Annotated in this window: 15 protein-coding genes; 14 read left to right on the top strand and 1 reads right to left on the bottom strand. The window is 49.8% G+C overall.

Going from position 1 to position 16213, the window contains the following annotated elements:
- The first annotated feature begins 14 nt into the window (after nucleotides 1-14).
- From PLA01S_RS06255 to mobB, 6 genes are all read left to right on the top strand, one after another.
- Nucleotides 15-683, top strand: a complete 669-nt coding sequence (locus PLA01S_RS06255) for a PspA/IM30 family protein (RefSeq protein ID WP_127590808.1) — start codon at nucleotides 15-17, stop codon at nucleotides 681-683.
- Between the two features lie 202 nt (nucleotides 684-885).
- Nucleotides 886-1290: a DUF350 domain-containing protein gene (locus PLA01S_RS06250; RefSeq protein WP_071218177.1), complete on the top strand. Its 405-nt coding sequence runs from the start codon at nucleotides 886-888 to the stop codon at nucleotides 1288-1290.
- Between the two features lie 30 nt (nucleotides 1291-1320).
- Complete coding sequence (locus PLA01S_RS06245) at nucleotides 1321-1827, top strand: DUF4178 domain-containing protein (protein ID WP_127590806.1); 507 nt, start codon at nucleotides 1321-1323, stop codon at nucleotides 1825-1827.
- A gap of 10 nt (nucleotides 1828-1837) precedes the next feature.
- Complete coding sequence (locus PLA01S_RS06240) at nucleotides 1838-2569, top strand: DUF4247 domain-containing protein (RefSeq protein ID WP_127590804.1); 732 nt, start codon at nucleotides 1838-1840, stop codon at nucleotides 2567-2569.
- 201 nt (nucleotides 2570-2770) lie between these two features.
- Nucleotides 2771-4063, top strand: a complete 1293-nt coding sequence (locus PLA01S_RS06235; protein WP_127590802.1) for a molybdopterin molybdotransferase MoeA — start codon at nucleotides 2771-2773, stop codon at nucleotides 4061-4063.
- Nucleotides 4060-4563 (top strand): molybdopterin-guanine dinucleotide biosynthesis protein B, encoded by a 504-nt coding sequence (gene mobB / locus PLA01S_RS06230; RefSeq protein ID WP_127590800.1) that lies wholly within the window; start codon nucleotides 4060-4062, stop codon nucleotides 4561-4563. Before PLA01S_RS06235 ends, mobB begins: the two co-directional genes overlap by 4 nt.
- Before the next feature lie 11 nt (nucleotides 4564-4574).
- Here mobB and xerS read toward each other — a convergent pair whose 3' ends face one another.
- Complete coding sequence (xerS, locus tag PLA01S_RS06225; RefSeq protein ID WP_100536514.1) at nucleotides 4575-5657, bottom strand: tyrosine recombinase XerS; 1083 nt, start codon at nucleotides 5655-5657, stop codon at nucleotides 4575-4577.
- Between the two features lie 203 nt (nucleotides 5658-5860).
- Between xerS and PLA01S_RS06220 the strand changes: the two genes are divergently transcribed.
- The 8 genes from PLA01S_RS06220 (at nucleotide 5861) to PLA01S_RS06185 (ending at nucleotide 16189) form a co-directional block, all read left to right on the top strand.
- Nucleotides 5861-6364 carry a GNAT family N-acetyltransferase gene (locus PLA01S_RS06220; RefSeq protein ID WP_127590798.1) on the top strand — a complete coding sequence of 168 codons (504 nt, stop codon included), beginning with the start codon at nucleotides 5861-5863 and terminating at the stop codon, nucleotides 6362-6364.
- 77 nt (nucleotides 6365-6441) lie between these two features.
- Entirely contained in the window at nucleotides 6442-7215 is a 774-nt protein-coding gene (locus tag PLA01S_RS06215; protein ID WP_127590796.1) for an SDR family NAD(P)-dependent oxidoreductase, read from the top strand.
- Between the two features lie 124 nt (nucleotides 7216-7339).
- Complete coding sequence (locus tag PLA01S_RS06210; protein ID WP_127590794.1) at nucleotides 7340-8227, top strand: aldo/keto reductase; 888 nt, start codon at nucleotides 7340-7342, stop codon at nucleotides 8225-8227.
- 338 nt (nucleotides 8228-8565) lie between these two features.
- Nucleotides 8566-11085: a cellulase family glycosylhydrolase gene (locus PLA01S_RS06205; RefSeq protein ID WP_127590792.1), complete on the top strand. Its 2520-nt coding sequence runs from the start codon at nucleotides 8566-8568 to the stop codon at nucleotides 11083-11085.
- A gap of 251 nt (nucleotides 11086-11336) precedes the next feature.
- Entirely contained in the window at nucleotides 11337-12689 is a 1353-nt protein-coding gene (locus PLA01S_RS06200) for an FAD-dependent oxidoreductase (RefSeq protein WP_127590790.1), read from the top strand.
- A gap of 59 nt (nucleotides 12690-12748) precedes the next feature.
- On the top strand, nucleotides 12749-13717 hold the full coding sequence (locus PLA01S_RS06195; RefSeq protein WP_127590788.1) for an ABC transporter permease: 969 nt from the start codon (nucleotides 12749-12751) through the stop codon (nucleotides 13715-13717).
- 2 nt (nucleotides 13718-13719) lie between these two features.
- On the top strand, nucleotides 13720-14589 hold the full coding sequence (locus PLA01S_RS06190; RefSeq protein ID WP_127590785.1) for a carbohydrate ABC transporter permease: 870 nt from the start codon (nucleotides 13720-13722) through the stop codon (nucleotides 14587-14589).
- Between the two features lie 64 nt (nucleotides 14590-14653).
- Nucleotides 14654-16189, top strand: a complete 1536-nt coding sequence (locus PLA01S_RS06185; protein ID WP_036665345.1) for an extracellular solute-binding protein — start codon at nucleotides 14654-14656, stop codon at nucleotides 16187-16189.
- Nucleotides 16190-16213: the final 24 nt, after the last annotated feature.

Genomic DNA, 16213 nt, shown 5'->3' with positions numbered 1-16213 from the left:
AGAGGAAGAGAACGATGTCCATATTTAAAAGATTGCGCGATTTGACCATGTCCAATATTAACGCCATTATCGACAAGGCGGAAGACCCGATTAAAATGACGGACCAGTACATTCGGGATATGACGGAAGATCTTGAGGATGCCGAGAAAGCGGTAGCTTCGCAAATTGCCATCGAGAAACGCTTTAAAGCACTTTATGAAGAGCAAGCTGCGCTTGTCGAAAAACGCACGCAGCAGGCTCATACCGCAGCACAAGCTCAAAACGTTGATCTTGCCCGCCGCGCGCTGGAAGAGAAGAAGGCCGCCGAGGCCAAGCGTGATGAGTACAAAGCAAGCTATGATCAGAACAAACTGGCAGCTGACAATCTGCGCAGCAAGCTGGAAGAAATGCGTAAGCAGCTAACAGCGATGAAGAACAAGCGCGAAACTTTGGTAGCCCGTTATAATGCTGCTAAAGCGCAAACCGAGATAAACAAAGCGATGAACGGGTTTGGTTCTGATACAGCGTCTGCCGGTTTGAAACGTATGGAAGAGAAGATGCTCGCAATGGAAGCACGTGCGGAAGCAAGCAATGAAATGTCGACAAAAGAGAAATCCCTTGATGAAGAGTTTGAGAACCTTGGCAAGGACAAAGTCGTTGAGGATGAGCTGGCAGCCTTGATGAAACAATACGAGAACAAGTAAAAACGGATTCAGTGGTCTAACAGGTATATAGTTTAGGGGGCGAGGGAGAAACAGCAGGGCTGAATGCAGCAGCTGTGCTTCTCCTTCGCTTTTGTTTGATAGTAGATATACATGGGGAACATCCCTTTATGGACGTTTGTCTTTAATTGATGCAGTCCGGGGCTCAATGAGTTTTTCGTATGTTGAATGTGGAGGCTTAGCGATGGATTTTGATATGATCTTGCGTGTATTGCTTTGGACAGCTGTCGGTGGACTGCTGTTGTTTGTTTTGATGTTTGTGGATTCCCTGTTCACGAAATATAACGATCTTGAAGAAGTGAAAGCGGGTAATATGGCGGTAACCACAAGACTGATACTGAAGCTGTTCGCACAAGGGTATATTTTATCCGTGTCGATCGGAACATCATATCATCTGCTTGAAGCGATTGTGGTATCGATTATTTCGTTTATCATATTGTTGGTTCTCGAATCGTTGACAGAGCTCATGCTGCGTAATTTCGGCAAGCTGAACCTTGATAAAGGCACCCGCGAGGGTAAGACGGGATACGGCTTGTTTGCAGGATCGCTGCATGTGGTTGGAGCGTTAATTATTACCGCTTGCCTATAGAACGCATAATGGAGATAGGGGACAGGAAAGATGAGTATGTGGAAAAGAATCAGCAACTTATTTAGTAAGCCGGAGCCGCCCAAGGTAGAGAAAAGCATGCTGCAGCTGGCTCCCGGCGATATTTGCGAAGTGTCTCTGGTCACTTATGAAGTCACGGGTCGCGTGCACAATCGCGGTCGTAATGCAGTCGTCTTAACGCTGCAGGATGGCAGCACCATTGCTTATCTTCATATCGAAGAGCGCGAGACGGTTCAGTATGCCTTGTATTCTCCGATCGATGGACGGCTGGATTCTCCGGATGAGGTACCCTCCATCATCGATTTGGACGATCATGTATTTCATTTGGAAGAGGAATACGGGGGACATGTTTCGATTACCGGTCGCACTGCGTTTACTCAAAGTGGGGAGCAGCATGTATGGCAATACCAATCGGATGATTACAAACTGCTGCGAATTGAATGGCAGAACGGGCGGTTTATGTTGTATGAAGGCGAGAAAGTGATACCGGGGGACGTTCGAGTTATCCGGGCGACTTAGGAGTGGTGGCATGAAGGAACGCTCTTTTATATCTATAAAAATCATATTGGTGCTGAGTTTGTTCGTATCATTATTGAGTGGATGCGGAGCGCCGAATATCAAAGATACCTATCCGCTGGAATCCGTCAATCGAGACGGAAATGCAACGTCCTATGTGTACCGGGCAGCTGATAAAAGCGTTCCCGATGTTGCAGGCGAGCTCATGGCGGCAAATACGCCGGATCAATCGTCTCCTGAGAATAGCGAGCGGATGTTTTTGGTGTATGGGGATGAGTATTACCATTTACAGCAGGATCCCCAGAAGCCGGCCGATACGCTGATCGAAATCGATTCCAAAGAGTATGTTCAGCGCAACTATGATTCAAGTTTCCTGCAAGGGTACTTAACGGCCGTTCTGATCGGGAACTTATTTGATTCGATGGGCGGCGGAGGTTACCGTGGTTATACAAGTAAAGATGTGTATAAACCGGCACAAGGTAACTATAAGAAGCCAACAAGCCAGGATAAGAAGATCGCTCCGCCGCTGACGGTGGACCGGAGCGGTAAGATTACCCGGCGCGGTCAGGATTCTGCCGGTACCGGCGGAAGCCTGTTCCGACGAAATCCGGATACAAGCGGAGACCGCGGCACGATTAAGCGCGGCGAAAGCGGCGGAGGTTTGTTCGATTCGCCGAAGAAATCGTACAAGAAGCCGAAGACCCGAATCGGATCCGGCAAAATCTCCCGAAGGGGACGAAGGTAATGCAAGAAGTTTCAAGCGCATGGTCTGGTGACCATGCGCTTTTTTTGTCCAATCAAAAATACACACCCGGTTGGTGTCTTTCTATATGGCTTATAGAGCCGGAGGGCATGGATGGGACCTGGTGCTCGGTTTGAAGATTGTTCAGAATGTAGTACAGTAAGAATGTCAGTTTTCTTTGAGTCAGAAAGTGAGGGATGCGTTGTGAAGGATAATCATTCGATATCGCCTAAGAAACAAAATCATAAATTTGATCGGCGCGCATTACAGGTAGCAGACGCGCAAGCGCTTGCCGCTTCTTATGCGGGGCTTGGTCAGGAGGAGCTCATTCGGCTGCAGGACAGTGATGGACGTGTGCTTGCTTCCGATGTCATCGCCCCCCACCCGTTTCCGGCTTTTGCCCGTTCGGGCATGGACGGTTATGCCGTTCGATCAGCGGATTTGGCGGTATGCGATCTAGGGGAAAAGGTGTGGCTTGAGGTTGTCGACCAGATCCCGTGCGGATATGTATCTGCAATCCCAATCGAGCAAGGCAAGGCTTCCCGCATCATGACAGGCGCTCAAGTCCCTGAAGGGGCAGACGCTGTCGTTATGCTTGAAGCGACGGAGCTTCGAGTGGAAGATGATGGCCTAACCCATGTAGGCTTCAAGCGGTCCATCGAGAAGGGAAAGAATATCACTCCCCTCGGATTCGAGCTTCAGGAAGGTGATTTGATCCTGCGCCGGGGAACTCTCATCGGGCCTGGAGAAATTTCGGTTCTGGCTACCTTCGGAGTACATCAGGTAGAAGTGTATCGTCAGCCGGTAGTAGGGATTTTCTCAACGGGCACCGAGCTATTGGACATCACCGAGCCGCTTGAACCTGGTAAAATCCGAAACAGCAATACCTATATGCTTGCATCGCAAATTCGGGAAGCCGGTGGTGTGCCGGTGATTATGGAGGCGATCCCGGATGATATCGAGCTTGCCCGCCAGAAGGTGGAGGAAGCGCTCCAGGTGTATGACATCGTGGTTACGACAGGCGGCGTTTCTGTAGGCGACTACGATATTATGGGCGAGCTGGTGACATCCGGCGGTCTGGACATGCTGTTTAATAAAGTCACAATGCGTCCAGGAAGTGTGACAACCGCGGCTGTGAAGGAGGGTAAGCTGCTCTTCGCGCTATCGGGTAATCCGGGGGCATGTTTTGTGGGCTTTCTGTTGTTTGTCAGACCTGCGATCCGAAAGATGCTTGGCATGGAGCAGTTGTTTTTAATCGAATGGACGGCAGAATTGGGTTCGGATTACTCGAAAGTGAATAACTTTACCCGTTTCGTCCGGGGGAGCCTTGAGGTGTCAAATGGAAAGCTTATAGCGACACCTGCATCCCTTGATGAATCGAGTGTCATGATCACGATCAAAGACAGTGGCTGCTTAATTGTGATTCCGCCAGAGCTTCGAGGTGCAGTTAAAGGCCAAACCGTACAAGTTCTCGTTCTGCCGGGAGCCTGGACATGAAGGTTTTCCAAATCTGCGGTTATAAGAACAGCGGCAAAACAACGTTGATTGCCAGCTTGATTCCACAGTTGAAATGGCACGGCACTCGGACAGCCGTCATCAAGCATGATGGCCACGGATTTGAAATGGACCACAAAGGGACCGACACGTACAAATTCCGTGAGGCGGGAGCCGAGGGGATCGCCATCGCTTCACCGGGGCGTACGGCGATGCTGATGGAAACGGAGCTGGAACTTGCGTCGTTGATCCATTTGTACAGCGATTTTGATCTGGTGCTCGTCGAAGGTTATAAGATGCAGCCTTATCCGAAGCTCGTACTGCTGCGGGGAACGGAGGACATTGGGCTGCTGGATCAAGTTGAGGAGATCAGGGGTATCGTGGTGCGTCCTGAAATGCTAAAGGAACCGACGGCCCTGCATGAGATACAGCAGCGGCTAGCGGTTCCCCTGTTTACTTGGAATGACACGGAGCGGGTCACGTCGCTGCTGCTGTCATTATAAACAAGCTGTGGTTAATCTTCAGAGCGGCGTTCAATCGCCTCGGACATGGTTTTGTCCGTTAAGTGGGCGTACACTTCGGTTGTCTCGGTAGAAGCGTGTCCCAGTTGTTCTTTGGTTTTGTAGATATCATTTTGAAGATAATAGTCGGTTGCAAACGAATGCCGCAGCTTATGTACGGTCAGGGATGGCTTGCCAAAACGCTTGGCATATTTGATGATCATCGCCTGAATTGCCCGTTTGGTCATGCGCTGCCCTTCGTTCTGGCCGTTACGCAGTGCAACGAACAGAGCTTTTTCTTTTTTTGGCACCTTGTAGCGAGCCTGCCGAAGCTGCAGGTAATACTCAAGATCGTCTTTGGCTTGAGCACGGAAGTAGACCGGGGTTTTGAAGGTTTCGTCATTATTCCCTTTACGATAGACATGCAGCATTTTATTGTTCAGGTCGATGTCTGCAAGATTCAAATTGACCACTTCGGATACACGAAGACCGGAATTTAATATGAGGCTGGCGATACAGGCATCTCTGACCTTATTTTGTTCATGCGCATAGAGCGCCTGCTTGTTCTGCTCCACATCCAGCCCATATCCTTCGTGAATGTAAGTGATGAAATCCTGAAGTTCTTCTTCTTCCAGTATTTTTCCTTTTAACTTGGCAGCCGTATCTTTGGGTTTATGAATTCGCTTAATTTCCACTTTTGCCATGATGTTACGCTTGAGAAGCGGATAAAAATCCTCATCCTCTGCAATCTGGCTTAAATAATGAAACAAGGAGCGCAGCGATGAGAGCTTGCGGGAAACGGTGATTCTGGAGTTGGTCCCTTCCCGGCGCGTAGTCAGATATAATCGGTAACTGGTAATGCTGTCCATGCGCAGCGTCTCCAGCTCAAGCAGCGTCACCTCTCGGTTAGAGGTTGCTTGTGACAGCCCCTCCGACCGGAGCCAATTAAAGAACGTTTCATAATCCCTTACATATTCAAGCAGGGTGGAGGGGGAGAGATCCGGGAGCTTGTAGTCGATAAATTGCTGTACGAACCAAGGCATGTCCGGCGATTTCTCATCGAGTCTTGCACGGTCGATATCTTTTTGTATATTCATGTTCCACCTCGAATGATTGTCTTTATAGCGATGACCTTTGTCATTAAATACTAGTGTAACATATGGAAAGTCTATCGTGCTTGCATGGGTCAGATCACCGTGCTCACGGATCGATATAACGCTTGTGTTTCACTATGATCGGATATTAAGATGAAGAGATGAAGCATGAAAGTGATAGATGATATGCCCAGGGAGGCGGCAGCATGATTTCAGAACGATCGGAACGCATGGGAATTGAGCTGGTTCCCAAGCGGAAACAAGCCGTTATCGTAAACTTGATGCAATTGTACTTATATGATTTTACCAAATATCTGGATATTTCGGTGAATGATCAAGGGCTGTTTTTACCCTATCCGGATCTGGATGAATTTTGGAAAAAACGGGAACGGAAATATCCGTATCTGATTACGTTTGATCAACGTCCAGCCGGGTTTGCCTTAGTCGAGCGGATGGATGACGCCGCAGAAGCGGACTATTACATGACGGAATTTTTCGTTATGCAGAAATATCGGCGTACGGGTTTGGGGACTTGGGCGGCAACGCGGCTGTTTGATCAGTTCCAGGGACGCTGGAAGGTGACGCAAATCAGCAGCAATATACCAGCGCAGGCTTTTTGGCGAAAAGTTATTGAATCTTATACGGGCGGTCGATATGAGGAATATATTGATCCGGTTCGTCACAATCCTTCGCAATATTTCAATTCCTAGCATTTTACACGGATCGAAAGATCGTTCAACATGGATTATTGAATCTGGGTATAAAGAGATGATTAGGAGGGAGTCGGATGTACTTACCGAGCTTTAATCTGGAAGGAAAAAAAGCTTTTGTAACAGGGGCGGGACGTGGAATCGGACGCGCTATTGCCGTAGGTTTGGCAGAGGCCGGATGTGATGTCGGCTTGATGTCCCGAACCAAAAGCGATTTGGAGGAGACCGCAAATCTGATCCATGGCTTGAACCAGGGTCAAGCATTTGTGCTGCCGGGTGATCTGACCATAAGGGAAGAGATCGAGGGAGCGATTCGCGAATTTGTAGATCAGACAGGACGGATCGATATACTGGTGAATAACGCCGGCATTAACATTCGTACGCCTGCGCTGGAAGTGACGGATTCTGAATGGGACTTGATTGTACAAACCAACCTGAAGTCGGCTTTTGTAGCTTCTCAAGCGGCTGCTCGATTTATGAAAAATCAGGGAAATGGCAGAATCGTTAATATCTCCTCCGTAGGCGGACATACCGCCCTTCGCACAGGCGTTGTCTATGGATCAGCGAAGGCGGCTCTCATCCATATGACCAAGGTGCTTGCGATGGAGTGGGCGCAGTATGGAATTCAGGTCAACTCGGTCGGACCCTGGTATTTTCGGACTCCGCTGACGGAGAAGCTCCTTAGCGATGAAGCTTATATGCAGTCCATATTGGACCGGACACCGCTTAAGCGCGTGGGAAGTCTGGAAGAAGTGGTGGGACCTGTCGTTTTCCTGGCGTCCGAGGCTGCCAATTACATGACCGGGCAAACGCTGCTGGTGGATGGCGGACTTAGCATATATGGATTTTAGCAGGGGAGTATTCTTTCAAACTTAAGAAAATCGTGAAATCGGAATGATATGAAAAAAAAAGCTTTCAGGTTTATTCGGATCGGGTAATGATGAATGGGATTAACAGGGAGGAGAGTGAAGAAAAATGGAACGAAGAGCATTTGGACGTACGGACATGCAGGTTAGTGTGCTGGGATTTGGCGGCGCCGAGATCGGCCGGTCGGATCAGAAGACGGTGGACCGGCTGCTGCACAGCGCTATTGATGCGGGTCTTAACATGATTGATACCGCGGAATGTTATGGCCGCAGCGAGGAATTGATCGGCAAGGCTTTGTCAGGTCGAAGAGATGATTATTACCTGTTTACGAAATGCGGCCATGCTTCCGGTTTGGACTATCCGGATTGGGATCCCATGATGCTTGCGCAGAGCATTGACCGCAGCTTGAAGCGACTGCAGGTGGACCACGTCGATGTCATCCATCTTCACAGCTGCTCTGAAGAGATCCTGCGGCGGGGCGAAGTGATCGAGGTGTTACGAAGAGCTAAGGAGCAGGGCAAAACGCGATACATCGGCTATAGCGGCGACTCAACCGATGCGCTCTATGCCCTTCAAACCGGTGTGTTCGACAGCTTTGAAACTTCGCTGAACATTGCCGACCAGGAGGCGATCGATCTCACGATTCCGCTTGCCATGCAGCAGGAAATAGGAATTATTGCCAAACGTCCGGTAGCCAATGTTGCCTGGAAGAACGAAACGCTAAGCGAACAGGATTATGCTTACCCTTATTGGGTCCGGTTAGGCGAATTGAATTACGATTTTCTCGCGGACGTGCAGCAGGGCGTTGAAACGGCATTAAGATTCACACTGAGCACGCCGGGCGTAGCAACTGCCATCGTTGGCACGGCAAATCCGGACCGGTGGGGACAAAATGCCGCAATACTGGAAAAAGGGCTATTGCCGGAGGAGATTTACGAGTCGATCCGCAACCGCTGGCGAGAGGTTGCCGGTGCGGATTGGGTGGGCAAGGTATAGAAATGTCTAAGATGAGCTTGTCGAGATCTCTCGACAGGCTCTTTTTTCGCGGACAGGAGCGGGTGTCGATATATTTTGGACCAGGTAAGATACAGTTCTAACGGAAGGGCAGTCCTTTGTATCTTTGATATGGACACGAACCACCAGTTAATATAAGGGGTTCCCCAATAGCTGCATTCCGAAAAAGTCATCAGCGGAACAGGACAAGTCATGAACGTAACCTAACAACTTTGCGCAAGGGTCCCTATAATTTAGATCAACAACAAAAAATGACACCGCTTACATCAGGGGAGCCATTTTTGTTCAAATCGAAGTAGGGACAGGAGGAATGAAGAAGAATGCGAAGACATTGGATTTCTGTCATGCTTGTATGTTTGCTTATGTTGGGAGGAATGGATCGTGTAGGTTTAACCGCCGCAGCGGATGGCGTACCGCCAAAAGAATGGAACTTTATCACGCGCAGCGGGGATCGATTGATGGATGGCGAGAAGGAGTTCCGGTTCATATCCATGAACGGCTCAAATCTCACGTATATGCCAGCTCCCGTATGGCATCGCCCTGATCCATGGGAACAGGAGGATGTATTTAAATCCTTGCAGCAAATGGGTGGCACTGTAGTCAGACTTTATACGTTCACGATCAAAGGGGGAACCGCCAATGGGGATCAGCCAAGTCATGTAACCGGCTTAAGACAGTATAATGAAGACTATTTTCGGGACCTGGACCATGTGCTGAGGCTGGCAAATGAGTATCATATCCGCGTCATTATTCCTTTTATCGATACATGGGAGCATGTCGGAGGAATAAAACAGTTTGCAGGTTTTCGGGGGAAGACCGCCGAGGAGTTCTACACCGATCCCGAATTGAAGGAAGATTATAAACACCTGGTTAGCTATGTGCTGAACAGGACGAATACTTATACCGGCATCAAATATAAAGACGACAAAGCCATCCTTGCTTGGGAAACCGGCAATGAATTATACCCGACGGATGCATGGACACAGGAGATGAGTGCTTATATAAAAAGTATGGACTCTAATCACATCGTAATGGATGGACGGTACGGTATCAGTCAGGCTTCCCTTGAGGATCCCAATGTGGATATCGTATCCAATCATTATTATGAGAGCGGAGGAGCTGATTATGCGCTGCGTGCTGCTGCGGACCGAAACTTGAGTTTGGGTAAAAAAGCGTTTGTTATCGGGGAGTTTGGACACTCAAACAGGACAAATCTGACCCGAACGGCTGATGAGGCGATCGCTAATGGTACATCCGGAGCCTTGTTATGGACGTTGAAGTCTCACAACAAGGACGGCGGCTTTTACAACAAGGAAGGAGATTTCCGTTGGCCAGGCTTTCCATCGGGTGAAACCTATGACGAAAAGGCGATTATGTCCATGATTCGCGAAAAAGCCCATGAAATCCGCGGACTGCCGGTCCCGCCGATGCCAGTACCTGACGCACCTCAGCTACTGCCGATCGAATCGGTGCTTGGCATCGCCTGGAGAGGATCTGCGGGGGCGGAATCCTATCAATTCGAAAGAGCAGAACACCTGGATGGGCCATGGACCATCATAGGCACTCAGGTACTAGATAGTGATATTCCTTTTCGGCCTTTCCAAGATACGACGGCTGCGGAAGGAATGAATTATTATTATCGGGTAAAAGGGATGAACGGGGCCGGAATCTCGGAGCCTTCGAATGTCGTTGGCCCCATTACCGCCTCTTCCGTTCCACCGGTACCGGATCAGCCGATGTGGATACCTTTTACCTCAGTTGCTTCCATGACATGGTACCCGGTAAAGTGGGCTGAATCGTATGATATCGAACGGGCTGAAGCGCCAAACGGACCTTGGTCGGTGGTTGGGGCTGATCTCGCGGAAGCAGATCAACCGTTCAAGGATGCGTCCGCAAGCAGCGGCATACCGTACTATTACCGAATTACGGCCAAAAACACGGGCGGTGCCTCGGAGCCGTCTGAAATATTCGGACCGATAACCGTCCGCAACATAGCCCAGCTCGCAGCTTTGACTGTGGATTCAACCAACGGATCTAACGTTAAGGAATATGCCGTTGATGGAAATCTATCCACCCGCTGGTTGTCTCAAGGGCAGGAAGAGAGCCATTTTATTGAAATGGAATGGACGGTTCCGCAAAAACTCAACTACTTAAAAATTTGGAGTGGAGCCGCGAGCGGTGAACAATGGCATATCCGTGATTTTAGCGTAGATTACTGGGACGGAACCGTATGGGTGCCGGTGGCATCCGTTGTCGATAATGACAAGGACGGCTTTTATGGCGAGTATAATGATCTGCACTTCGAAACACTTCAAACGACAGCCTTGCGCATAAATATTACGAAGCCTTCATGGCAAGGGATACCGGTGAATCCGAATGATAAAATCGCCAGGGTTATGGACATGGAGACAGGCTACAACGACGACACGGCACCGAAGGAAGTGAATGATGCGGCGATAGTGGAAGGGGACGGCCAGCTGACCTTGTACTGGACGGATCCGGAGGATGACGATTTCGCCCATGTCGTCGTTTTGGGTGAAGGTGCAGCCGAAGCCGAAGCGGTTCATGTAGGCAAAGGGGTACAAACCGTTACAATAAACGGGCTCGTGAATGGGACGGAATACGCGTATCGAATCCGAACGGTGGATGAGGCGGGGAATAAGTCTCCTGGCGTCACGGTTTCCGGTAAGCCGGGAGTCGATCGTCCGGGTAACAGCTGCCCAGGCGGCGAGAAGCCTGATAGAGGCAAGCCGAGTAACGATCAAACAAACCACGGGAGCAAACCCAAGGATAAACCTGACAAGGATAAACCGTGCAAAGATAAAACCGTGCAAAGATAAACCCGGGAGCGTTCATTCATAAAAGGAAAATAAGTATCTAACGAATTTGGATGAGTGTGTTCGTTAAAGAGCTATTTTCGCAGGTTCCTGCCTGTGAATCAGCTCTTTTTTATTTAAATCCATGAAAAGGTCATGATCCGAACAGTGAATGTCATCAGCGTGTGCTAATCATGACCGCCATTGGGATCTAAAATGTAGGTATACCCGAATGGATCGGGACATTTCGAGTTTACCAACTGGAGGGTCTAAACATGACAACGAAAAGAACATGGACGCTGCCGCCGGAAGAACTGCCTATTATGAACCAGGTTGATGTCGTCGTCGTCGGAGGAGGGCCGACCGGCATTGCCGCTGCCATCGCTGCCGCCAATAATGGAGCAAATACGTTGCTGATTGAGCAAAGGGGATTTCTAGGAGGTATGGGCACGACGGCACTGGTACCTGCCTTTTGTCCTTTTACCGACCATGAGAAGCCTGTCATTCGCGGTATCGGGCTTGAGCTGATGGAGCGAATGAAAGCGAATTGCAAACCTTCTTATATCACGGAATATAAAGAACAGCTGGATTGGGTTCCGATTGACGTTGAGGTATTGAAGCGGGTGTACGATGAAGCGCTGCTTGAGAGCGGAGCCAAGGTTCTGTTCCATACATTTGTTGGACAGCTGGTCATGAATCCGGGGGGCCATGACGTGAACGGTCTGGTGCTTCTGAATAAGTCCGGAAGATCGATCGTCGAGGCCAAGTACGTCATAGATGCCACAGGTGACGCCGATATTGCGGCGCTGGCCGGCGCTCCGTTTCAGAAAGGCGGGCATGGCGGCGAGCTGCAGCCGGGGACGATGTGCTACCTGTTAACCAACGTGAACCGGGAGCGCTTCAGGCAATATATGAGGGATAGCGGTGACACCGGACAAATTCCGCAAGCGGTTCAGTTAGCGCAGAGCAACGGCGATCTGCCTCCCGGCCGGAAAGAAGTCTCCGGCTTTGCCTGGGTGTCCGATTACTTGGTTGGGGTCAACTTCGGCCATGTGTTCGGCGTGGACGGAACGAAGGCGGAAGATCTCACAGAGGCTGCGGTAGAAGGCAGAAAGCTGGTCAAGATCCAGGTCGAATTTCTGCGGAAGTATGTACCCGGATTTGAAGACGCCCATTTGGTCAGCACAGGCGAGCAAATCGGTATACGTGAAACCCGCCGCATCGTCGGTGACTACATGCTGGTTCAGGATGACTTTATATCCATGCGAAGCTTTGAAGACGACATTGCAAGAAATGCTTATTTTATTGATATCCATATGGCAACCAGCAAAGAAAACATGGAAATTCGCCATCTTCCCCCCGGTCGGTCGCATGGGGTTCCATACCGTTCCCTTCTTCCTCAAGGTTTGGCAAATGTGTGGGTTGCGGGACGGGCCGCCTCCGCTGACCGAGTCGTACAGGGCTCGCTTCGGGTAATGCCCAACTGCTTTGCAATGGGGCAGGCAGCGGGAACAGCCGCGGCCATCTGTGCAAAGACGGGCAGTACATCCCGGGAGGTCGATATCAAGCAATTGCAGCGTCTTCTCATCGAGCAAGGGGCCTGGCTGGGCGAGCTTGCTGAAGTTTAGGCGGAAGCGAATCCATTCTTTTATCATAGCGACCAGACAACAAAAGAGAGGTGAATGCCGTGGCACAACATAAGGCTGTCACCGTGCCCAGACCGTCCGGCACCAGCACCGATACGGTCTTAAACAAAAAACGTTTCGCAAACCTCAGGCAATATTGGGATTTGTACTTGATCATGGTTCCTGGTATCGTGTATTTTCTCGTTTTTAAGTACCTTCCGATGTGGGGGATTGTGATCGCCTTTAAGGATTACAGCATATTTGCAGGATTTAATGCCAGCGAATGGGTCGGGTTCGACCACTTTGTACGGCTGTTTCATGATCCCCAATTCTATCAGGTGTTCTGGAACACGGTCATTATCAGTTTATATAAGCTGTTCTGGGGTTTCCCGGGTCCCATCATCCTAGCACTTCTGCTCAATGAGATCCGCAGCATGTTTTATAAGCGGACGATCCAAACGCTTGCTTACTTGCCGCACTTTCTGTCTTGGATCATTTTAGGCGGTATATTGGTAAACGTCCTGTCTCCCGCAACGGGCGCAGTCAATGAAATCATGAAATGGCTTGGATTCGAACCCGTGTTTTTTTTAGCGGATCCGGCTTGGTTTCGATCGGTGCTGGTCATCAGCGATATTTGGAAGGAGGTCGGTTGGGGGGCCATCGTCTATCTTGCGGCTCTCGCGGGCATCGACCAGCAGCAGTATGAGGCAGCCGTCATGGACGGTGCAGGGAAGTGGAAGCAGCTGTGGCATGTAACCCTTCCTTCCATTAAAGGGACAATCATCGTGCTGTTCCTGCTTAGGCTTGGCAGCATCCTCGATGTGGGGTTTGAACAAATATTCGTTCTGTATAACTCGCTCGTATATGATGTTGCCGACGTCATTGAGACCTATGTGTACCGAATTGGTATCGGTCAGTCCGAGTTCAGTTATTCGACTGCGGTTGGATTGCTTAAATCCGTCATCAGTCTGGTGCTGGTCGTTATCGTCAACAAAGCCGTTAAAAGAACGGGTCAAGAAGGGATCTACTGATTATGAAAATGTCAAAGGGAGAAAAATGGTTCAGCGGCATCAATCACTTTGCGCTTGCCTGTTTTGGGCTTCTGGCTTTGGCGCCCTTCATTCACATTCTGGCCCAGTCGTTCAGCAGCTACCGGGCAATTGTATCCGGCGAAGTCTCCTTCCTGCCGGTAGAATGGACGACGGAAGCTTACATGAAGGTGTTCAATGACCCCGGGTTCGTTCAATCTTTTCTCGTCAGCGTGCAGCGGACGGTTGTGGGGACCCTCATCAGCGTAGTCATGACCATGCTGCTTGCGTATCCTCTATCAAGATATTACATTAAAGGCCGCGGTCCTATCATGTTCCTCATTGTCTTTACCATGCTGTTCAGCGGCGGGATGATCCCGACATACCTGGTAATCAAGGAGCTGCATCTGATGAACACCTTCTGGGCCTACGTCATTCCGGGCGCTGTTAACGCATTTCATGTGGTCATCATGAAAAATTTCTTTCAGTCCATCCCGAATGAACTGGAGGAATCCGCAAGAATCGACGGTTCGTCCAATCTCGGGATTTTATTTCGCATCGTAGTACCGCTGTCCATGCCGGTGATTGCCACAATCGCCTTGTTTAATGCGGTCGGACAATGGAATTCCTTCTTCGATGCGGTTATGTACGTTACCGATTCTTCTTTAAAGCCGCTGCAAATCTATTTGCGGGAGCTTGTGATGTCGGGGCAATCGAACATTAATACGACGGATAGCCTGGAACGGCAGCTCCTGGCGGTGGAGTCGCTGAAAGCCGCAGCATTGATAGCGAGCACATTGCCAATATTGCTCGTGTATCCGTTCCTTCAGAAATATTTTGTGAAGGGAATTATGATCGGCTCGGTCAAGGGGTAATAGGACATATTGTTCTTGTATCCGTTTACATTTCGTAATATTTTTATATAAAGGGGCTGAAAGTATGAAATTGCGAAACATGTTGTCAGGATTGGTGATCTCCGCTATAGCGGCCGGTTTGCTCAGTGGATGCGGAGGCGGGAAGGAGGCTTCCGGCAGTCCCGATTCAGGAGAAGTCGGCAAAAGGCAGACCATCAATATTGTGCAGCCTAACTTTGGTCGTAAATTTTTGGACGGTATGAACGAGAACAACAACCCCTATCAAAAATACGTCAATGATAGCGTCAATATCGACGTGCATGTGGTATACCCGCCCTCCGACGGCTATCAGGACAAGCTGAATGTGATGATGTCATCCGGCGACGATATAGACATGGTATTTACACAGGACGCTTCCTGGTTCATTAACATGGTAAACCAAAAGGCACTGCAGCCGCTGAATGATGCTATCGAGGCATCAGGTCCCGATCTGAAGAAGTCGGTTCCACAGGAAGCGTGGGACTCCGTTACGGTGGACGGTAACATCTACGCGGTGCCAGCGGTCAATTATATTCTCGGTAACGATTTGATGTATGTGCGTAAAGATTGGCTTGACAATCTGGGATTGCAGCCGCCCAAGACGCTGGATGAATATGTGAATGTGATGCGTCAATTTGCTCAAAATGATCCCGACGGTAACGGCAAGGATGACACGGTCGGCTTGTTGATGGGGGAAAATCTCATCCGATCGGCGCCATTCTTCGGCTCTTTCGGTGTACCGTTCAATGGTGCGTCTGCGGTCAATCAATGGGTGATGAGAGACGGCAAGCTGGTGAATGCCACCATTCTGCCAGAAACGAAGGAAGCTCTCCAGTTCCTGGCGGACCTCTATAAAGAACAGCTGATTGATCCGGAATGGGCGCTGAACAAGAACAACAACATCGAAGAGAAAGTAGCCAGCGGCAAAGCTGGCCTGTTCTCGGCAACCTGGTTTGATACGCGGGGGCCGATCTTGACGAATAAGACAAACGATCCGAAGGCGGAATGGATTCCTCTTGACTATCCGGTGGGCCAGGACGGGAAGTCCGGCGTCCTTGCCTCCAGTATGGTGATGGGCTACAGCATCGTGCCTGCAAAGAGCAAGAAGGCGAATGAAGTCATCAAAATGTTCAATTTTGCCAATGGCGAAGGCCATGAGCCGATCAAACTCGGCTTGCCTGAGCACAACATATCGAAGAGGGAAAACGGCAAGCTGGTCATGGACTTTGAGGAGCACAACAAGCACGTTTACCGCAACAACATTTTGGACTATGCCGCCCCATGGGATCAGGAGCTTGACTATCAGCGGCTTGATGCGCTCGGTCCTGAATTCAAGCTAAAGGATAACGTGACACGGATCAGCAGCAACCTGATCCAGAACGAATACAACGGACCCCCGACGCCAAGCATGGGCAAGAACGGGGTGCAATTGACCAAGCTGATGCAGGAGACATTTACGAAGATCATCATGGGGACTGTGCCGGTCGAAGCATTCGATCAATACGTGCTGCAATGGCAGAGCCAGGGCGGTGAATCCATCACCGCTGAGGTGAACGAGAATTATGCAAAGATGAACAAATAAGCTGAATAACAAAGTGAAGGGGCT

It is taken from the genome of Paenibacillus lautus NBRC 15380 (assembly GCF_004000945.1).
GTDB classification, from domain to species: domain Bacteria; phylum Bacillota; class Bacilli; order Paenibacillales; family Paenibacillaceae; genus Paenibacillus_AQ; species Paenibacillus_AQ lautus.
The sequence above is the reverse complement of the archived record's forward strand: the minus strand, read 5'-3'. Positions and strand labels throughout refer to the sequence as shown.